The following is a 19,359-nucleotide window of genomic DNA, read 5'->3' as shown; positions in this document are numbered from 1 at the left end:
AGCTAATTTATGAAGCAAATCTTAAGAAGCCTGAAACTCTTGGCATGTGTGGCTTTGAGGTCATGTTTGCCCAGGAAAAGCGGTTTCTCGGAAATCCTTGATTAACAAGGCTTTCAGGCTCCTTTACAAATTAGCTCTTAATCTTGGCACTGACATACTTGAAACAGCAAACTCACTGCCCTCATCCCCCACCCCCTTCTCCCAAGCGGGGAGAAGGGGAGCCAGATACAGGCTTGAAGTCCCTCTTCCGCTCTGGGAGAGGGATTTAGGGTGAGGGCTGAAATTACTGCGTGAAGTATATTAGTGCCCTAATCTTCGTGGTCTTCAAAGGGATCGTCCAACTGCTTAGACGGCGGGCCAAAGGAGGTGTAGATCGCGGCTCCGGTGATGCCGATCAGGATCGCGGTAACGGAAATACTAAGAACTGTTGCAGAGTCCATGAGTCGATCTAATTTATGAGTCACATTCCCCTAGAATATTACATAAAGTTAAATTTAACGATTGCTTGCAGGTAACCCATGGCACAACGCACTCGCTTGGGAGATATCCTTCGCCCCTTAAACGCTGAATACGGTAAGGTGGCTCCCGGTTGGGGCACAACCCCGCTGATGGGAGTTTTCATGGCGCTGTTTCTCGTATTTCTGCTGATTATTTTGCAGATCTACAATTCCTCGCTGATTTTGGAAGATGTGAATGTGGACTGGCGCAGCCTCGGCGGCTAGTTTTAGGATCACGCTCGATTATGAGAAAGCCCCGGTCATGCCAGGGCTTTTTTTTATGTTTATTTGATGGTTTTTAGCTGATGGCTCGTCCTGGGCACCTCAAGCGCTGCAATGCAGTCATCTGCTGCGCTATACCAAATTGCGGTCGGTCAGGATTTCGTAGCCTGTTTCCGTCACCAGCACCGTATGCTCGAACTGGGCGGATAGAGCGCGATCGCACGTCACCACCGTCCAGCGATCGCCCAGCACCCGCGTCAGCTTTGACCCAGCATTCACAATCGGCTCGATCGCCAGCGTCATGCCCGCCCGCAGCTTCACATTCGGCATCTGGTGCGTGCGGAAATTGAACACTGACGGCTCTTCATGCAGATTGCGCCCTACGCCGTGCCCCGTGTAATCTTCCACCACGCTAAAGCCATTGGCCTTGACGTGATCTTCAATCGCGCCCGCCAAGTCGAGCAAAAAGGCCCCAGCTTTGACCTGTTCAATGCCTTTGTAGAGGGCTTCTTCGGCGACCCGAATCAGCTTTTCGGCGGCGGGTGTTACCTTGCCCACGCCAATCGTGATGCAAGAATCGCCATGAAAGCCTTCGAAATATGCGCCCGTGTCTACCTTCAGCACATCGCCTTGGCGGATCGTTTTGCGGCGACTGGGAATGCCATGCACGACTTCATTATTAATACAGGCGCAAATAGACCCTGGAAACCCGTGATAGCCTTTGAAACTCGGCGTTGCGCCCATGTCCCGAATGCGCTTCTCGGCATAGGCATCTAGATCGGCCGTCGTCATTCCTGGCTGCACTATCTCCGAGACTTCCTTCAGCACCGTCGCCACGATCCGAGAAGCCTGACGCATGATTTCGATTTCGCGGGCGGACTTGATCTCAACGCTGCGGCTTTGCTTGCGGACGCGGGGCGAGTTGATGGCTTGCGGGAGGAGGTCGGTGAGAATGTTCATTAAATCCGGAGGTGCAGGGGTAGAAGTCGCTGGAGACGCTTGCTGAAAACGCTCAGCATGGAGGGCGAGATAGAGGGCGTGAAAGCCCTTACCTAAGTTACCTCAAGTATTCCCATCTAGGGGATGATTCGGTTGGGTTCGACCGTCCTGCTGCGGATTGTCCAGCCTGTGGCGGTTTGGCCGGTTCAGGTTGCCGCCGCCGCCACAATCTCCTGGAGCCGTTCGCGAAACTCGCCTTTGGGATGTGCGCCTTTGACTTCACCCAAAATTTTGAAGTCGCTTTCCGGCTCCTGGCAAATGATATAAGTCGGCCAGCCCATGCCTTCTTTATCGGGATATTGCGCCAGGAGGATCTTGCGGTACTTGCGGTAGGTGGCGGTGTCCTGCATTTTTACATCGACAAACTCTAGCCCCAGTTCGGCTGCCACTTTCTGGTCATAGAACGACATTTTGTGGCAGAGGCCGCAGTCTTCGGAGGAGAACTTAATCACAGTGGGATTCATAGCGGGGTTCACCAAATGCTGATACGAAACGTGTGACTGGTAGTGTCAGGACTTACGCACTTACGATAAGATGTCTAAACTTTGGACAATTTCTTACAGGCTGCGCCCGCAGGAAATTGTCCAACTGTGTCAGTCCTAAGTGTGACTATTAGACTTGCAGGCTGGCCTGAGTCTTGAAAAGAGTTTGCAATGGATTGTCACGTCTGGAACGAGTGCGCCTAGAACGAGCGCATCTGAAGCGAGGGGCCGGCCGCTATCGCAGCAGCGGCGATGCCTTGAGGAACTGTCCCTGGCGATTAACGTAGCGCCACTGGTTGCCGAGCTTGACGCGGGCCCAGCCCTCTGAAAAGGCAGCAGCATCGTCAAATTGGGGGGCGATGACCCAGGTTCCGGTGGGGTTGATATAGCCGTAGCGGTTGCCTTGTTTGACGGCGGCCAACCCCTCGGAAAAGTCGGCGGCATAGTCAAACTGGGGGGCGATCGCCATCTGTCCCTGGCGATCTACGTAACCCCATTTCGCACCCACCAGCACCGCTGCCCGCCCTTCAGCAAAGTCCGACGCAAAGCTGAACTGGGGGGCGATCGCCAGATTGCCCTGCAAGTCGATAAAGCCCCAGTCGCCGCCCTGCCGCACCCGCGCCCGCCCGTCTGCAAACCGAAACGCCCCATCAAACTGGGGATCGATGACGAGCGCTCCAGTCGGGTCAATATAGCCCCAGCGGCCGCCCTGCCGCACTGCCGCCCGCCCCTGAGACAGTCGCCATGCATCTTCAAACTGGGGATCGATGACCAGTTTGCCCGTCGGTGCAATAAACCCGTAGCGATCGCCCAGTTTCACCGCCGCCAGCCCTTCGGCAAAGCTCCCTGCCAGGTCAAACTGCGGCTCGATGGCGACCTCTCCGGCGGGATTGATATAGCCGTAGCGCGTGCCAGCGCGAATCGCCGCCAGCCCGCCCGAAAAAGAGGCCGCGCCCAGATATTGCGGCGGAACGATGACTTCACCCGCCCGATTCATATAGCCATAGACCCCGTTTGCCTTGACCAGCGCCAGGTCTTCGGAAAAGTCGGCCGCTCCGTCCATGTTGGGATCGACAGCGATCGCCACGTTGCCCGTCAGGTCGATAAACAGGAGGCGATCGCCCCGGCGCACCATCGCTAGCCCTTCAGAAAAATCGGCAGCCTGGTCAAAGGAAAGCTCCGCATCAGATTGGGCTAGGGTTTGGGAATCGGTCATGGCAGAGTCAGAAGACAAAACAGGGGTCAGAGCAAGATTTTCAGGACTGCGAGAACGAGAAGCACTATCCCAGCGGCAGCCCTCTAGCAGGAGCAGGGTGGAGGCGATCGCAGCGATGTAAAAAAAGTTTGGCATGGGACTGGGGAATTTGACGAGGAGGAGTGACAGAAGGCAGACGGATGGCTATGGGTTATAGGGGAATAGGAGGAGAGATACCTGTGATACGTAATCTCAGTGAAGAATGTTTGAAAATTGAAGAAGCTACTGAGAGCAGAGAAATCACGGAAAGATGCACTAACCCAGATGACTGCAAAGATAGCTGCGATCCCTATTGACGAAATTCCAGCAGTGTCCGATTGTTATGTGTAAAGAAACCATGAGCTAGCCTTGCAAAACTTAAAGCCTTCATGAAGTTGGTGACATATTTACGGATACTTAACGTGTTTTGAGGATGGACTAGGTATATCGGGATTGGATTTCGCTTGCCCAAGATTGCCTAAACGGGGCTATGGGTCCTGCTCAAGATTGGAGTTTATTTTGGCTTCATGCGAGGCAGTCTTTGAACCTGATTTCATGAAGATAGTTGGGCGGAGCAATCTATTCCGATAAGGCGACCTGTAGGCCTTGTAGTGGCGTGATAGCTACTAGCCTAGCGACGCTGTTGGGAATTGTTAAATCGTTCGTAATTTCTGTCTGAGCCTCGTTCTGAGCTTCGTAACTGGGTGTGTGGATGGCTCCCTGTTCGTTGAGTGTTCGTGAGTTTGCCTGAGCAATCTTGGTTTAGTTGCCTTCAATTGCGCCTTTGTTTCGGCAGCATCTTCGACCGAGTAAACGAGAAAATTCTTCAGGGAAAAATCTTATGGAAGAGTATCCTGATGTTCCGGTTGCCCCCTCATCTTCCTTCTATGCTGAATCTGCACCATTAGAGGCTGAAGCTGAACTGGACTTTGGATCGGGGTCTGAGTTAGTTGAGCCGAGTTTTTTTGAGCCTGTGGCTCGCGCTGTTGCGTTTGAAGCACGCCCGCTCGGCGTTGCGGCTGGGTCTGAGCTAACTGCCGCGCGATCGCCCGTTTCTGAGGACGCGCTAGACGACGTTGAGCTAGATTTCGACGAACTGCACACCTTTGAAACGGTTAGCACCCAGTTTCATCATCTGGGTGTGACCTTTGCCAATGCAGTCGCCCTTGTGCCCTCTAATCCAGCATTTCCCTCCCACACTGGGCAACTGGTGTTGATGGCTTGTCCCAAGGGCGGATGGCTAGAGGCAACCTTTGACCAGCCTGTGCAGCGCGTCAGCGGACACATCACCAGCTCTCGCCCGACGGTGATGGCAGCTTTTGATGAGCATAACCGCCCCGTTGCCCAAACGCAGACCCCAGCCGCCAACCTGGCAGGCTCCGACTCCAGCCACGCCCCAAATTTAGAAATGACGCTGACAGGCCGCCAGATTTCTCGCGTCACCTTCTACACCTTTGACGGACAATTGACCTTGGGCGCATTCAGCTTCGCGCAGTCCAACCGCCGAGCATCCTGAGGCAGGCTCTCAGGTTTCTGGTGAGTTTTCAGGCTAGTCTGTTGGTCGAAGACCGGGATCAGCAATTGGCAGCGGCTTGACTCTGATGGACGCGACAGGAATGCGCCGCCAAGAGTTCAACGCTCCATTCTGACGATTGATGAATCCCTACTCTCTACTAGCTCAAACAACCCGCGAGCGAGTCGGCGACGGGGCGATCGCCCCAATTCTGGCGGACTGCGGCGCTGCCTCACAAATCCTCATGCTGATCTGGCCGCAACTGGGCGACTTTGACAGCCTGGAATATGCCTGGTGGATTCGGCGGCAGGCGGCGCAGCTTCAGGCAGCGGGCATCGCGGTGCGGGCGGTGGGTATTGGCGATCGCCCATCAGGGCAAAAATTCTGCGAGTATACCGACTTTCCGGCCGACCATCTGTTCATCGACCCCAACGCATCGCTACACCAAGCGCTGGGGCTATATCGCGGCCTGTCGCTGAAACTCCCCGTCCTCTCACCCGCGCAAAATAGCTGGCTCAACCTGATGCTGATGTGTGCGGGGATCGGCAGTCCGGGCACGCTGGCGGAGGTGTTTCGCGGCTATCGGGGCGACCGCACTGCGCCCCAGCTCATTGCCGACGACGAAGAAATTCAGGCGTTTCCCTTGCCGCCCCTCAAAGGTTCCTTCTTTCGCTGGGCAGGCGGTCGCGGCTTCCAGCGCCCGTTTGAGCTAGCCACCCTGCGCCTGCGAAACATGGGCGAAGTGCTGCGCCACTGGAAGACCTACGTGCCCGATGCCGCCTATCTCACCCAGCGCGGCGCAACGTTTTTGTTCGACGCTCAGGGCGAATTACTGTACGAACATCGCGATCGCGCCATTTTGGGCTTCGCCAAAACCATGAGCAACCCGCTCCAGTTTCTCCAACTGTGAGCCTTGCAAGCCCCCGAATGAGTCCTCCAAAATCCCCAAAATCCCCAATCTAAAATCCACAATCGCCCCCCAGGAGCCTCCCCATGCTGCCCATTCGGGTGTCTTCCACCGGATCTCACTATCAGCAAAAAATCGGCATTCGCCAGTTCCAGTTTGCCGCCGATGAACCTATCGAAGTCGGTGGCGCAGACACCGACCCCACCCCAACCGAATACGTCCTGGCAGGGCTAGGCGCGTGCAAAACCATGATCATCCAGATGTACGCTGAGCGCAAAGGCTGGCCCGTCGAAAAAATCTCTGTCGATGTCACACTGGAAAAAACGCCCGACGGCTCTCAAATCAACGCGCTGCTCACCCTCAAAGGCAACCTCACCGACGAACAGCGCCAGCGAATGAAAGAAATTGGCGATCGCTGCCCAGTTCACAAACTTCTAAGCCACAGCCTGCCGATCCAGACAACCCTCAGACAACCCTGAAATAACCCTGAAACAAAAAGGAAGACACACCCACAAACTGAGCCACGTCAAGCAAACCAGCAAGTCGCACGCATCGAAACCTTTTAGGCCCACCAGTGACCCCTTAGGAGGGGGTGTGGGGGACGCTTCGTCCCCTGCAAAAGGGGGTTTGGGGGATATCCCCCAAGGCTGTTGGCTCGGATCAAGATTTACTGTCCTCATTCCGTCATAGGATCGAAAAGCACAGTTTGCAATCGCAGGTTGAGAGGACGACACATGCGCGTGTTGGTGATGGGCGGAACCCGGTTTATCGGCGTGTACCTGACAAGGCTGCTAGTGGCGCAGGGCCACGAAGTCGTGCTGTTTAACCGGGGCAACAAACCCGCACCCGTCGCGGGCATCCGGCAGATTGTGGGCGATCGCACTGACCCGCTCCAGCTCAAAACCAGCCTCTCTAGCGAATCCTTTGATGCCGTGTTCGACAACAACGGCCGCGAACTCAGCGACACCCAGCCCCTCGCCGAAATCTTCAAAGGGCGAATCCAGCACTTCGTCTACGTCAGTTCTGCCGGAGTGTACCTCAAGTCAGACCAGATGCCCCACGTCGAGGGCGATGCAGTCGATCCCAACAGCCGCCACAAGGGCAAATTTGAAACCGAGGCTTATCTGGCAGAATCCGGCGTTCCCTTCACGTCCATTCGCCCGGTCTATATCTACGGCCCGCAAAACTACAACGACCTGGAAGCCTGGTTCTTTGACCGCATCGTGCGCGATCGCCCCGTCCCAATTCCCGGCAACGGCATGGCGCTCACCCAGTTTGGGCATTGCCAAGATCTAGCCGCTGCCATGGCCGCTGTGCTAGGCAACGATCGGGCCATCGGGCAGATCTACAACATATCGGGCGATCGCGCTGTCACCTTCGACGGGCTGGCCCGCGCCTGCGCCACCGCCGCTGGCAAAGACCCCACCACCCTCAAAATCGTCCACTACGACCCCAAAAAATTTGACTTTGGCAAGCGCAAAGCCTTTCCCATGCGCGTGCAGCACTTTTTCACCGACATCCACAAAGCCAAGACCGAGCTAGGCTGGCAGCCCCAGTTTGACCTAGTTTCCGGCCTGGCCGACTCGTTCCAACACGACTACCTCGCCAGCGGCCGCGACAAAGCCGAAATCGACTTCTCCCTGGACGAAGAAATCCTAGCAGCCTACGCATGAGCCGGAGCCTGCCGGAGAATACTGGAAGTTAGAGATGCAGGTATCAGGCATGAGCGCTGTGGCCTGCGCCTACCCAAACTCCCGTATTCTCGTTATGACTTACGCAGTTGGACGATTTCTCGCGGGCGACGCCCGCGAGAAATCGTCCAAAACTCAGAAAGTTGAGTCGCAAGTGCGTAAGTCCTACTTGTATTCCCAAATCCTTACCCCTCACCTTGACTGACGAACGAGCCTACTGGCTGGCCTGGAGCCAGATCGCGGGCGTGGGCCCGACGCTGCTGATGCGGATCTATCGACACTTTGGGTCGCTGGCGGCGGCCTGGGATGCTGATCTGGCTGCCCTGGATGCAGTAGAGGGCATTGGCGGAGTGACGGCAGGGGCGATCGCCAAAATCCGCGCCTCGCTCAACCCTGCAACCCTATTTGCAGAACATCAGCGCGACAATCCCGACGTTTGGACACCCGCCGATGCCGACTATCCGCGCCTGCTGGCAGAAATTCCCGACCCGCCGCCGCTGCTCTACTATCGCGGGCAAGTGGCGCTGGCAGAAAACCGGGGGGAAGTGGGGCTGGTGGCGATCGTGGGAACCCGCAACCCCTCTAGCTATGGCAAACAGTGGACGTATCGCCTAGTGGAAGCGCTTGTGCAGGCAGGATTTACCATCGTCTCTGGGCTGGCGGAAGGGGTCGATGCGATCGCCCACCAAGCCTGCCTGGATGCGGGCGGCCGCACGATCGCCGTCCTGGGAACCGGGGTCAACCGCGTCTATCCCGCCAGCAACCGCGCCCTCGCCCAGCAGATCGACCGCAAAGGGCTGATTCTCAGCGAACATCCCCGGGGCACCGGCCCCGACCGCGCCCACTTCCCCAGCCGCAATCGCATCATCGCCGGACTCTGCCGCGCCACCCTGGTCATCGAGGCAGGCTCCAAATCGGGAGCGCTAATCACCGCCCGCGTCGCCAACGATTATGGCCGCGAAGTCTACGCCCTCCCCGGATCTCTCGACCAGCCCCAGTCCCGCGGGTGCCTGGAGCTGATCGCAGGCGGCGCACAGCTCATCCTCGACGAAGCCTCGCTATTGCAATCCCTCGGCGCAATTCCTCCATTAGACACCCTTTTAAAACACTCTGCGCCTTCCCAAAATCTGTCCCCAGCCAAGCCACCCGCACTCGATCTGCCGCCTCACCTGGAGCCGATTTTCCAGGCAATTCCACCAGAGGCGATCGCCCTCGACACCCTGGTACAAACCACCCAACTCGACACCAGCAACCTCCTCGCCGCCCTGCTGGAGCTAGAAATGCTGGGCGTGGTTTCGCAACTGCCCGGAATGCGCTATTGCCGAGCGGGATGACCATTTTTCGAGAGGGTAATCTACGCGCTGAGGCGATAGAGTGAAGAGGTATTTTGGGGTGACGACGACTGGCGCACTTCCCATCCCCCCAACCCGTTCTCTCGTTTCCCTGCTGCCCATGTCTTCCCCCAAACCCCGCCTCCTGATCATCGGACTCGACTGTATGGAGCCGTCGCTGGTGTTTGACCGCTGGCGGTCTGACTTGCCCAACCTGTCGCGGCTGATGGCGGCGGGCAGCTATGGACGCATGGAGAGCAGCATTCCCGCCATCACCGTCCCCGCCTGGAGCTGCATGATGAGTGGACGCGATCCGGGGGAACTGGGGATTTATGGATTTCGCAACCGGGCCGATCGGAGCTATGGCAAGATGGCGATCGCCGACGGTCGAGCGGTCAAGGTTCCGCGCCTGTGGGACTTGCTGGGCGATGCGGGCTGGACGGTGGCGGTTCTCAGCGTTCCGGGCACTTCGCCACCCTATCCAGTGAACGGCTCCCTCGTATCCTGCTTCCTTACGCCCAGCCGCGATGTGCCCTACACGCACCCGCAAGGCCTGGCCGCGCAAATTGCCGAATGGATGCCCGACTTTTTGCTGGACGTGCCGGAGTTTCGCTCCGAGGAAAAAGCGCGAATCTTGCAAAACATCTACGACCTCTGCAACCAGCGGTTTGACCTGGCAGAAAAGCTGATCAAGCGCGACCAGCCCGATTTTCTGATGCTGGTAGACATGGGCGTGGATCGGATTCACCACTCCTTCTGGAAGCCGATGGACCCCACCCACCCGCAGCACGAGCCGGGGTCGCCCTTTGCCAACGCGATTCACAACTACTATTGCCATGTGGATCAGCGCATCGGCGACCTATTAGCAAGGTGCGACGAAGAAACCGCTGTGCTGGTGGTGTCAGATCACGGGGCGCGGCCGATGATGGGCGGCATCTGCGTCAATGAGTGGCTAATCAAGTGGGGCTATCTGACGCTAAAGCAGCCCCCCTCGGAACCGCTGCCGCTGGATCAGGTCGAGGTGGATTGGAGCCAGACCAAAGCCTGGGGCGCAGGCGGCTACTATGGGCGGATTTTTATGAACATGCAGGGACGAGAACCGCAGGGCGTGATTCCCCTGGCGCAATACGAGCAAGAGCGATCGCGCTTAGCCGACCTCCTGACCAGCATCCCCACGCCAGACGGACAGCCCATGCCCAACCGCATCATGAAGCCGCAGCAAATCTACCAGAAGGTGCGCGGCGTGGCTCCTGACCTGATTGCCTATTTCGACGAACTGGCCTGGCGCTCCGTAGGCACAGTCGGGGACGGCTCGCTTTACACTACAAATAATGACACTGGGCCCGACGATGCCAATCATGCCCCCTTTGGGCTGATGATTTTCCACGACCCGCGCCAGCCCAAGGGCGGTCAGGTTCTAGAGGGCGCGACGCTTTACGACATCCTGCCCACCTTGCTACACCGCTACGGCCTCCAGCCCCCCGCCAATCTACGCGGCAACATCCTTCCCATCTAGCTTCAGATCCTTAACCCCTAACCCCGCAAATGCCTTCGTCTGGTCGCTTCCAAAGTCGCTTGCTGAGCTATCTGTCTCGGCAGCGGCTGCGTTTGGGCGATCGCACATCGCGCTGGATGCGCCAGGCCCAAAGTGCGATCGCGCTGGGGGCGCAGGTAGTGCTGTATCCGGTCTATGTAGCGTTTCAGTCGATGCGGCTGGCGGGGCGACAGATGGGGCCCGCAGCGCAGCGCGTGGGGCTGTTTTTGGAAAATGTCAAGCGCAGCGTCCAGGGCAAACCCGCGCTGCCCGCCTCGCCGCCGCCTGCCGATGCGCCCATTCACAAAACGCTTCGGGCCATTCGCTCGGCGGGTTTTGCCAACGCGCTGACTGCCGCACCAGCCGCCCCACCAACCTCCCCAGATTCGCGGGCGATCGCCCTCCGTCCTCCATCAAACCTGGCCCCGCCGCCCTGCCCTGAGGACGACCCCGCCCCGCTAACATTCCGCGAAGCATCGGCGCTCACCGCCGCCGAAGCCACCCGCCTGCCCCCCCAGGCTGATCAAACACTGGGCAACCAGGCCCCAGCAGACATTGGCGGCATTGCCTCACGGCTGGATAGCCGAATGCTGGTATTGGTGACCACGACCAACGCCCTCATCGACCTGTCGCCCCAGCAGCAGCGCTGGCTTCAGCAGCAGATCATTTGGGAACTGGCGAATGATGGCCGGGCCCGGCGGCGCTGGCTGCGGCGGGCAGGATTGACGGGTCGCCGCTCGGCTGGGGAACTGGGCAGTGGAGCGATCGATGGGGCGATCGCCGACCTCGCAGCCCCGCCACCCCGATCCCTGGCTTCCTCGCAAAGGGGCCGGCTGCCTCGGATGCTGCCCGTGCCCCTGCCGCGAGAAACCGCCGCCCCGCCTGTGAAGGCGTTTTATCAACTGATGGCGTGGGTGCAGACGGGGCCAGTGGCGATCGCCGCCAATCTCTTCCAGGAAGCCGCGTTGGCCGTGTACTTTCCACCGCCGGAACCCGACCCCCGTCCCGACGCACCGTTCCCAGGCACAGCCCATCTGCCCCATTCCGCACCCACCCGATCAGGCATTGCACCGTCCCTCTCGCCAACGATTCCGCCCCATCTGCGCCCCCACTCCCCCGGCGAAATTTTGCTGCAACTCTTGGCGGAGCAGCCCGCAGAGCCATTTACGGAGCCATTCACAGAACCATTTGCTGGGCAATTTACTGGGCAATTTACTGGGCAACCTGCGGAGCGACCGACTCACGTCCCCCCTAACTTCTCCACAGAGGTCATCTCTGCAGAGCGGCTGGCCAACGCAAGGGCGATCGCCCCTCTTGTTCCCACCGCCGACCTGATGCCCGACGCACACAGCGTCATCCTCACCATCAGCCGCCAAGATCCCAGCCCCCTCACGCCCCAGCCCCCCAGCTCTCCCACTCTCCAATCCCCAAACGCTTCACTCCACGCGCCCCCTCACGTGCCCCCTCACGCGCACACTGCCCAGCCGCCCTGCATCGACACTCCCGCCACCCTCGTCCGCTACGAAAAGCACCCCCTAGAGGCGGTGTTGGACTGGATCGATCGGAGCATTGTCTGGCTGGAAACCCGGCTGGCAGACCTGTGGCGGTGGCTGCGGGGTGAATCGGACAGCGACTCCTGATGGGGGACAGTTTTCCCGACTCGCTCCACAATCGTGACAGGACTTCCGAACTTGCGACAGGCTCTTTGGGTTTTGGAGAATTTCTCGCGGGCTGCGCCCGCGAGAAATTCTCCAACTGCGTAAGTCCTTGGTGAATCGGGAAAAGGAAAAATCGGGGCGGGCGATCGCCCCATCTTTGCCCTACCTTTGTCCCACCTTTTCCCTCCGCTCGACCCATCCACGCGGTTGCTCAGGCATGAATTCTCCGACACGCAGATTAAGGCTTTCCGTACTCTACAATCCCCATCAGAAATCTCAGAGTAGGATCGGCCTAGACGCAACACCAGACGCTATTCATAGACCGACGGATTAACCGACGGATTCCTTGAAAATCCAACCTGACCCTTTTGAACTTGCCAGGAGAAACGGATGGCAACTTTACTCGATCAACTGCGCGAGATGACGGTCGTCGTCGCGGATACAGGCGACATTCAGGCCATTGAAAAGTTTAAGCCCCGCGACGCAACCACCAACCCCTCGCTGATTACGGCGGCCGCGCAAATGCCGCAATATCAAGAAATTGTGGATGAAACGCTGAAGCAGGCCAAGGCAGATGCGGGCTCTGGCGCGACGGACTCGCAGGTGGCGACGCTGGCGTTTGACCGCCTGGCGGTAGAATTTGGCAAGCGGATTTTGGCGATTGTGCCGCAGCGCGTCTCAACCGAGGTGGATGCCCGCCTGTCCTACGACACCGAAGCCACCATCGCCAAGGGGCGCGAACTGATTGCCCAATATGAAGCGGCGGGCATTTCGCGCGATCGCATTCTGATCAAAATCGCCTCCACATGGGAAGGCATCAAAGCCGCTGAAGTGCTGGAGAAAGAGGGTATCCACTGCAACCTGACGCTGCTGTTTGGGCTACATCAGGCGATCGCCTGCGCTGAGTCGGGCGTGACGCTGATTTCGCCCTTCGTCGGCCGAATTCTCGACTGGTACAAAAAGGAAACCGGACGGGACTACGCACCCGCCGAAGATCCAGGCGTTCTCTCCGTCACCAAGATTTACAACTACTACAAAAAGTTTGGCTACCCAACTGAGGTGATGGGCGCGAGCTTCCGCAACATTGGCGAGATCACAGAACTAGCGGGCTGCGACCTGCTGACGATTTCGCCCTCGCTGCTGGCGGAGTTGCAATCTACCGAAGGCGACCTGCCCCGCAAGCTCGACCCCGCCAAGGCCGCCGCGATGGACATTGAAAAGATCACCATCGACAAAGCCACCTTCGACAAAATGCACGCCGAAGACCGCATGGCTTCGGAAAAGCTGGACGAAGGCATCAAGGGCTTTACCAAAGCGCTGGAAACGCTGGAAGCCCTGCTGGCCAAGCGGCTGGCACAAATCGAAGGCGGAGCGCTGGTGAACCACGCCGCTGAGGATCTGTTCAAAGCCTACGATCTAGACGGTGACGGCTTCATTACCCGCGAAGAGTGGCTGGGCACTGATGCGGTGTTCGACGCGCTGGACGAAAACAAAGACGGCAAAATTACGCCGGAAGAAGTCCACGCAGGGCTGGGCGGGGCGCTGCTGGCCGGCGTTTAGCTGCCCGAACGTTTCTAGTCACTTGCATCCTAAGCAACATCCCGGCGATCGCCCTCCATCAAACACAACTCGCCGGGACGTTTCGGTCAGGGCTTATGCACTTGCGATAAGCTAGCTGGATTTTGGGCAATTTCTCGCGGGCTGCGCCCACGAGAAATTGCCCAACTGTGTAAGCCCTTGTGTAAGCCCTAAGGTATTCAGAGTTCTGAAATAGGGGTTTAGGATGCAGCGATCCCCCTGCAACCCAAACCCCCAACCCCCACTCCTAAGCTTCGTCAAGCGCCGCAATTCCTGGCAGCACCTTGCCTTCCAGCAGTTCCAGGCTGGCCCCGCCGCCTGTGGAGATGTGGCTCATCTGGTCGGCCACGCCCACTTTTTCCACCGCCGCCACAGAGTCGCCGCCGCCGATGATGGTGGTTGCGCCAGTTTTGGTGATGTCGGCCAGGGTGCGGGCGATCGCCTCCGTCCCTGCTGCAAACTTGTCAAACTCGAACACGCCCATCGGCCCGTTCCACACCACCGTCTTGCAGTCCGCCAGCGCCTCCTGAAACACCTTCACCGAGTCGGGGCCAATGTCCAGCCCCATCCAGCCGTCGGGAATGGCTTCTACGCTGACGGTCTGGGCATTGGCATCGGGGGCGAAGTTGTCGGCCACCACCACGTCGGTCGGCAGCAGCAGCGCCACGCCCTTCTCTTTGGCCTTGGCTTCCAGCGACTTCGCCAGTTCGATAAAGTCATCTTCCACCAGCGACTTACCAACGCTCAGCCCCCGGGCCTTGTAGAAGGTGAAGATCATGCCGCCACCGATCAGCAGCTTGTCTACTTTTTCTAGCAACGCCTCGATCACGGTGATTTTGCTCGACACCTTGGAGCCGCCGATGATCGCCGCTAGGGGACGCTTCGGCTCTTCGATGGCACTTTGCAGATATTGCAATTCTTTTTCGATCAGGTAGCCCGCAACGGAGGGCTTTAGATAGTGGGTCACCCCTTCCGTCGAGGCGTGGGCCCGGTGCGCCGTGCCAAAGGCATCATTAACATATAGATCCGCCACCGACGCAAGCTGTTTGGCAAATTCGGGGTCGTTCTTTTCCTCTTCGGGGTGAAAGCGGACATTCTCTAGCAAAATCACCTGGCCGGGCTGCATGGCGGCAACGGCGGCTTCGACCTCTGGTCCAATGCAGTCGCTCGGCTTGGCGACGGTTTGCCCCAGCAGTTCCGACAGGCGGGCGGCAACGGGCGTGAGGCGGTTCTTGTCCGTAGCGCGGGCCGCAAAGTCGTCGCCCTTGGGACGGCCGAAGTGGCTGGTGAGGATGACTTTTGCGCCCTTGCCAATCAGGTCGTTGATGGTGGGCAGGGCGGCGCGGATGCGCGTATCGTCAGAAATGTTGCCCTGGTCGTCGAGCGGTACGTTAAAGTCAGCCCGCACGAGGACGCGCTTGCCCTGTAGGTCGTCGGCAGTCAAATTTGCTAGAGTTTTTTTGGACACCGCTATATACCCCCTCAAGTAAGTCTTTTTACCTATTGCCTATTGTAAAACGTCAGGGCTTGCTAACAGAACGGGGCTGAGCGCAACTCTTTCTCTACAAAAACTTTTCACTGCTGCGGGAGTCTATAGGTTTTACTTATAGACCCGCCTGAGCAACATTGATAGGGGCGATCGCCCTTGCTCTGTCAGCCCGCTGACGTTTCTCCACACCACCCATCACTCTACCGAACTCTGCGTCCCTGTGAGGCGTGTCATGTTTAAAACCGTTTTGTTTCCGGTCGATCAAAGCCGCGAGTCTCGCGAAGCCGCCGACGTGGTGGCCAATGTCGTCAAAACCTACGGCAGCCGTCTGGTGATTTTGTCGGTCGTGGAATCGCTAGATGAGGAAAAAGTCCCCACAGCCGCCGATTTGGAAATGACTTCTCCAGAGGCGATCGCCGAATTGCTCAAAAATGCCAAAGCCCTGTTTGCCGAGCAAGGCCTCGACGCGCAGGTGATGGAGCGGGCAGGCAAACCCGCCTTTACCATCTGCGACGTGGCCGACGAAATTGGCGCAAACCTGATCGTCATGGGCTGTCGGGGGCTGGGACTGACGGATGAGGGAGCCGCCGACAGCGTGACCAACCGCGTGATTAACCTGTCGCCCTGTCCGGTGCTGATTGTGCCGTAGGGTTTGCGGAACCCGGTCTGTAGAACTAGGGTTTTAGCAAGTCAGGATTGAGGCGACGGAGCGCTGGCGGGCTGGAGGATGGGTCTGTTTGTCCAATTGTGGAGTCAAAGACGACCCAAAACAAGGCTCCTGAACTCCTTTGCCGCAACACTCCTTTGCCGCAACAACTGAGCATAGCCGTCGGCATCTGAGCGGCGATGAAACCGAGCGGCGATGAAACCGAGCGGCGATCGCCCAGCGATAATCTGGACGCAAGTGCACCACTAGCCAGGAATTTAGCCGTTCTTGATAGGTCATAATAAGACTACTCCATTGCAGATTGGAGCCAAGAGCCAGTGCGGAGAAGTTGGTCGCTGCAGCGCATTGGCTCTTCGCTTTTGTGTGGACAGTAATTGATCCAGATATGGATCGATTACATCATATCAGAAGCGTTCCACAAGAGGATCTATCAGTTATGTTTTTCTGACACGATTCGCATGAGTAAGGCGGGATTAGCGCTCAAGCAGGTTCTCAAAAGCTATGGCATCACGCAGTACAGAATTTCTTTAGAAATGGGCATTTCCCGCTCTAATATTCATCGCTGGATCAACGAGCAGGCCGACCCAGCAGGCGACGCTATTCTGGACATTCGCGACGCGCTGCAAAAGATTGACCCAGCAGCGGCCGAGATGTTTATCCAGCTTTACTTACAAAACGATAGCCCCTAGTGTTTACATCAAGTTACATCAAGGGTTTATATCAAAGGCTTCAGGCGTTGCCGAAATGCTGCTGCCGCTTGGGGATTGGGGATTTTCGTGGCGATCGCCTCCACGAGTTCTGCCGGGCCTACGTTTGGATGTCGAGCCACCACATCCCGCAAGACAAGTCCTGCCATTGGGCCAATCGCTTCCGAGAGCGCCTGACGGCACTGTGTCAAAAATGTCTCATCCACCGCTGCGCCCAGTGCAGGCTCCTGGGGCAGACGCTGGGGGTTGGGAACGGCTTCGTCCGTCGAAACGAGCGGCAGCGGGGGGTCGGGAACGTCCAACAGAGCGGCGATCGCCCGATTTTGCATACGGCGGCGAAACTGGCTTGCCTGGGCAGGATTGGGAATTCTCATGGCGATCGCCTCCAGCAGCGCCTCTGCCGATAGCCCCGTTTGCTTGGCCAGCACCGAGTCCAGCAGCAGTTTCGCCATCGGGCCAATACACTCCGCCAGTTCCCGACGGCACGCCTCCAGCCAGAGCGCAGGCACACGAGGCTGGAGCGGGGGAACGCTGGTGTCTGCCAGCGGCATTTCAATCGTGTGCTGGAGTGTGGCGGGCGGCGGTTCGGTAAAAGGCGACTCCGTTGCGGCGGGCGGCTCGGTCAACCGATCGTCGTCAAACCGAGCGTCGTCTGGCGCAGACGGAGACAGGGGGATCGACTCCTCTACCGCATATTCAGGAAAATCCTCTGCTTCGGCATCCAGCGAAGGAAACGACGTTTTCCAAACCGCCTCTTCTACAACACCAGGCTGAATCGCAGAGATACCGAACAACACCTGTGGCGCAGGCGGCGAATCGGGAGATGACTCTAGAGGTAATTCTGGCAGCGAACTGTCAAGACGCTCGACGGGCGCGGCTGCCGATGGCTGTGCCGACTCTCCTGGCTCCGCCACCAGCGAATCAAACGCACCCCGAAACCGATCGAGGTTTTGCATCAGGTCTTGGAAAAACGCCGACTGCACGATTTCATCCACCTGTCGCTGGCGCTTGCTCTGGTCTAAATCGATTTGCACCTCGATCAGGCGGTCTTCGTTGACCTCTGGCAGCGACAGCGCCCGCAGATCGGTCAGCACCTCCCGCGCCGTCTGGTAGCGATCCTTCGGCTTTTCCGACAGCAGCCGATCGAGAATCCGCACGAGGCGATCGCTCACAGGGGCATACTCCCGCCAGCGCCACTCCAGCGACGTATGCTCCATCAGCACGCTCAGATCTTGCCCCGTCAGCAGCACCACCGCACTCACCCCCAGCGCATACAGGTCGCTGCACGGATAGCATTGCCCCATGCGAATTTGCTCTGGCGGAGAATAGCCAAACTTGCCCACCACCGAAGCCTGAGCGCTGCCTGGACTGCTACCCGCTGCCGAGAGGATCTGACTGACGGTCTGCTTGACCAGCCCAAAGTCGATCAGCACCGGATGGGTCTGGTCCTTGGGCAGCATGATATTTTCGGGAGAAATGTCGCGGTGCAGGATATTCAAGCCGTGCAGATACTCCAGCACCGGCAGCAAATCACAGAGCCACTGCACAATTTCCGCTTCCGAAAAGGGCGGCTCTCCTCGCCGCTGGCGCTCTTGCAAAAGCTGGCCGTAGGTCTTGCCGTCAATATACTCCTGCACCAGAAACAGCCGTCCCCGGTCGGTCAGCCACGCCAAAAACCGAGGAATCTGCGGGTGATTAATCTGATACAGCACCCGCGCCTCGCGTTCAAACAGTTCCCGCGACTTTTGCACGACATATTCTGTGCGGCTGGCAGGTACAAACTCCTTTAGCACGCAGGCATCGCCAAAGCAGTGTTCATCAGATGCAAGATACGTCCGCCCAAAGCCACCCTGCCCCAGCACCCGCTGAATTCGGTAGCGGCTGTTGATCAGCGTGCCCAGGGTTAGCTCCGATTCCTCGATGGGGCTGCCGCCGGGGGTAACGTTGGCCGGAATAGCGGGCGTAATCTGATAGGCCTGAATCGCTTCTTGCAGGTTCTTGAGCTTCAGCGACCCCACATAGGACGCGCTCAGGGAAATCCTCGATTTTACAGAGTCGTAGACCGACTGCGACATACAGATGCCGCGTGGAGCCGCTTCTTCCTGGAGCCGCGTCGCCACAGTCACCGCCTGCCCGGTCACGTCGTTCGCCTGCACGACGACCTCGCCCAGGTGAATGCCGATGCGATGGCTTAGCACGTCGTCTTCAGGCAGTTCTTGCAAAAGCTGCGCCATTGACCGCTGGATTTCGATAGCACAGTTTACGGCTCGATCGGTGCTGACGAAGTACATCACCAGCCCGTCTTCCAGCGATTTCAGCACGATTCCTTCAAACTGCTGACAAAGCTGACGCATTTTTTGCAAGTCGCGCCGGATCAGGCTGAGGGTATGCTCCGGGTCGTCGGCCATGCGCGAGTTGTAGCCCACCGCGTCTGTGACCAGCACGACCGCCATGGCCCGCTGGCCCAAATTAGAAGGACTCGGTTGTGGGGAAGCTCCAGCATCCATAGCCAGCACAGAGGGAACGGGATGAACCGGGAGAATACAGAATAAACCGGACGACAAAACTGGAAGCCGATGACAGATGCACTGCTTCCACTCTACCGCTGTTCTCTGGTTGTGTCGGAGTTGTGTCGGTCAGGATTCAGTGGGCCATCCTGTCGCAATTAAGGGAGAGCTTGGTTGCAGAAGCGAGGAAAGAAGCGGGAAAAAGATGGGCGATCGCCCCTACAGAACAATTTTTCCATCTTAAAAATATAAGTAAACATACCAAAAGTCTCCCCTTTTTCCACACAAAAGGGGAGTTTTCCACAGATAAACATAGGTTTTCCACAGGCTTTTGTGGAAAACT

17 protein-coding genes are annotated in these 19,359 nt (G+C 58.1%); 11 read left to right on the top strand and 6 right to left on the bottom strand.

What is annotated here, in order from left to right; translation table 11 throughout:
• Positions 1-308: 308 nt before the first annotated feature.
• Complete coding sequence (gene psbN, locus HPC62_RS04380; protein WP_068511165.1) at positions 309-440, bottom strand: photosystem II reaction center protein PsbN; 132 nt, start codon at positions 438-440, stop codon at positions 309-311.
• 78 nt (positions 441-518) lie between these two features.
• Between psbN and psbH the strand changes: the two genes are divergently transcribed.
• Positions 519-722 carry a photosystem II reaction center phosphoprotein PsbH gene (gene psbH / locus HPC62_RS04375; RefSeq protein WP_172353920.1) on the top strand — a complete coding sequence of 68 codons (204 nt, stop codon included), beginning with the start codon at positions 519-521 and terminating at the stop codon, positions 720-722.
• Positions 723-851: 129 nt separating this feature from the next.
• On the opposite strand, the gene map is transcribed toward psbH, so the two are convergent.
• The 3 genes from map to HPC62_RS04360 all read right to left on the bottom strand — a co-directional run bounded on the left by map (position 852) and on the right by HPC62_RS04360 (position 3,551).
• Entirely contained in the window at positions 852-1,679 is an 828-nt protein-coding gene (gene map / locus HPC62_RS04370; RefSeq protein WP_172353919.1) for a type I methionyl aminopeptidase, read from the bottom strand.
• A gap of 185 nt (positions 1,680-1,864) precedes the next feature.
• Complete coding sequence (locus HPC62_RS04365; protein WP_172353918.1) at positions 1,865-2,182, bottom strand: thioredoxin domain-containing protein; 318 nt, start codon at positions 2,180-2,182, stop codon at positions 1,865-1,867.
• Positions 2,183-2,435: 253 nt separating this feature from the next.
• Positions 2,436-3,551, bottom strand: coding sequence for a WG repeat-containing protein (locus tag HPC62_RS04360; protein ID WP_225906735.1), 1,116 nt, complete (start codon positions 3,549-3,551; stop codon positions 2,436-2,438).
• 856 nt (positions 3,552-4,407) lie between these two features.
• Here HPC62_RS04360 and HPC62_RS04355 point away from each other — a divergent pair.
• The 8 genes from HPC62_RS04355 (at position 4,408) to HPC62_RS04320 (ending at position 13,628) form a co-directional block, all read left to right on the top strand.
• On the top strand, positions 4,408-4,950 hold the full coding sequence (locus tag HPC62_RS04355) for a hypothetical protein (RefSeq protein ID WP_172353917.1): 543 nt from the start codon (positions 4,408-4,410) through the stop codon (positions 4,948-4,950).
• 139 nt (positions 4,951-5,089) lie between these two features.
• Entirely contained in the window at positions 5,090-5,857 is a 768-nt protein-coding gene (locus HPC62_RS04350; RefSeq protein WP_172353916.1) for a peroxiredoxin-like family protein, read from the top strand.
• Between the two features lie 83 nt (positions 5,858-5,940).
• A complete protein-coding gene (locus HPC62_RS04345; protein WP_172353915.1) occupies positions 5,941-6,333 on the top strand; it encodes an OsmC family protein in 393 nt (130 codons plus the stop codon).
• 255 nt (positions 6,334-6,588) lie between these two features.
• Positions 6,589-7,527 (top strand): NAD-dependent epimerase/dehydratase family protein, encoded by a 939-nt coding sequence (locus HPC62_RS04340; protein WP_172353914.1) that lies wholly within the window; start codon positions 6,589-6,591, stop codon positions 7,525-7,527.
• Positions 7,528-7,742: 215 nt separating this feature from the next.
• A complete protein-coding gene (gene dprA / locus HPC62_RS04335) occupies positions 7,743-8,879 on the top strand; it encodes a DNA-processing protein DprA (protein ID WP_172353913.1) in 1,137 nt (378 codons plus the stop codon).
• A gap of 118 nt (positions 8,880-8,997) precedes the next feature.
• Positions 8,998-10,392, top strand: coding sequence for an alkaline phosphatase family protein (locus tag HPC62_RS04330; protein WP_172353912.1), 1,395 nt, complete (start codon positions 8,998-9,000; stop codon positions 10,390-10,392).
• 29 nt (positions 10,393-10,421) lie between these two features.
• On the top strand, positions 10,422-12,050 hold the full coding sequence (locus tag HPC62_RS04325; RefSeq protein WP_172353911.1) for a hypothetical protein: 1,629 nt from the start codon (positions 10,422-10,424) through the stop codon (positions 12,048-12,050).
• A 408-nt stretch (positions 12,051-12,458) separates the two neighbouring features.
• Positions 12,459-13,628: a transaldolase gene (locus HPC62_RS04320; protein ID WP_172353910.1), complete on the top strand. Its 1,170-nt coding sequence runs from the start codon at positions 12,459-12,461 to the stop codon at positions 13,626-13,628.
• A gap of 265 nt (positions 13,629-13,893) precedes the next feature.
• Here the strand turns inward: HPC62_RS04320 and HPC62_RS04315 are convergent, their stop codons facing one another.
• On the bottom strand, positions 13,894-15,114 hold the full coding sequence (locus HPC62_RS04315; protein ID WP_068511142.1) for a phosphoglycerate kinase: 1,221 nt from the start codon (positions 15,112-15,114) through the stop codon (positions 13,894-13,896).
• 253 nt (positions 15,115-15,367) lie between these two features.
• On the opposite strand from HPC62_RS04315, the gene HPC62_RS04310 reads away from it, so the two are divergent.
• Positions 15,368-15,784 carry a universal stress protein gene (locus HPC62_RS04310; RefSeq protein WP_172353909.1) on the top strand — a complete coding sequence of 139 codons (417 nt, stop codon included), beginning with the start codon at positions 15,368-15,370 and terminating at the stop codon, positions 15,782-15,784.
• Positions 15,785-16,260: 476 nt separating this feature from the next.
• Complete coding sequence (locus tag HPC62_RS04305) at positions 16,261-16,491, top strand: helix-turn-helix domain-containing protein (protein ID WP_172353908.1); 231 nt, start codon at positions 16,261-16,263, stop codon at positions 16,489-16,491.
• Positions 16,492-16,517: 26 nt separating this feature from the next.
• Here HPC62_RS04305 and HPC62_RS04300 read toward each other — a convergent pair whose 3' ends face one another.
• Positions 16,518-19,016, bottom strand: a complete 2,499-nt coding sequence (locus tag HPC62_RS04300) for a protein kinase domain-containing protein (RefSeq protein ID WP_216655323.1) — start codon at positions 19,014-19,016, stop codon at positions 16,518-16,520.
• Positions 19,017-19,359 lie beyond the last annotated feature (343 nt).

The organism is Thermoleptolyngbya sichuanensis A183 (assembly GCF_013177315.1).
Lineage (GTDB): Bacteria > Cyanobacteriota > Cyanobacteriia > Elainellales > Elainellaceae > Thermoleptolyngbya > Thermoleptolyngbya sichuanensis.
Note: the sequence above shows the minus strand (reverse complement) of the source record. Positions and strands in the feature narration are given on the sequence as shown.

Excerpts from the sequence above, each read along its gene's own strand:
- HPC62_RS04350 (WP_172353916.1), top strand. The coding sequence starts at position 5,090 with ATGAATCCCTACTCTCTACTAGCTCAAACAACCCGCGAGCGAGTCGGC.
- psbN (WP_068511165.1), bottom strand. The coding sequence starts at position 440 with ATGGACTCTGCAACAGTTCTTAGTATTTCCGTTACCGCGATCCTGATC.
- HPC62_RS04310 (WP_172353909.1), top strand. The coding sequence starts at position 15,368 with ATGTTTAAAACCGTTTTGTTTCCGGTCGATCAAAGCCGCGAGTCTCGC.
- HPC62_RS04345 (WP_172353915.1), top strand. The coding sequence starts at position 5,941 with ATGCTGCCCATTCGGGTGTCTTCCACCGGATCTCACTATCAGCAAAAA.
- HPC62_RS04340 (WP_172353914.1), top strand. The coding sequence starts at position 6,589 with ATGCGCGTGTTGGTGATGGGCGGAACCCGGTTTATCGGCGTGTACCTG.
- HPC62_RS04325 (WP_172353911.1), top strand. The coding sequence starts at position 10,422 with ATGCCTTCGTCTGGTCGCTTCCAAAGTCGCTTGCTGAGCTATCTGTCT.
- map (WP_172353919.1), bottom strand. The coding sequence starts at position 1,679 with ATGAACATTCTCACCGACCTCCTCCCGCAAGCCATCAACTCGCCCCGC.
- HPC62_RS04360 (WP_225906735.1), bottom strand. The coding sequence starts at position 3,551 with ATGCCAAACTTTTTTTACATCGCTGCGATCGCCTCCACCCTGCTCCTG.
- HPC62_RS04305 (WP_172353908.1), top strand. The coding sequence starts at position 16,261 with ATGAGTAAGGCGGGATTAGCGCTCAAGCAGGTTCTCAAAAGCTATGGC.
- HPC62_RS04365 (WP_172353918.1), bottom strand. The coding sequence starts at position 2,182 with ATGAATCCCACTGTGATTAAGTTCTCCTCCGAAGACTGCGGCCTCTGC.
- HPC62_RS04330 (WP_172353912.1), top strand. The coding sequence starts at position 8,998 with ATGTCTTCCCCCAAACCCCGCCTCCTGATCATCGGACTCGACTGTATG.
- HPC62_RS04300 (WP_216655323.1), bottom strand. The coding sequence starts at position 19,016 with ATGGATGCTGGAGCTTCCCCACAACCGAGTCCTTCTAATTTGGGCCAG.
- HPC62_RS04320 (WP_172353910.1), top strand. The coding sequence starts at position 12,459 with ATGGCAACTTTACTCGATCAACTGCGCGAGATGACGGTCGTCGTCGCG.
- psbH (WP_172353920.1), top strand. The coding sequence starts at position 519 with ATGGCACAACGCACTCGCTTGGGAGATATCCTTCGCCCCTTAAACGCT.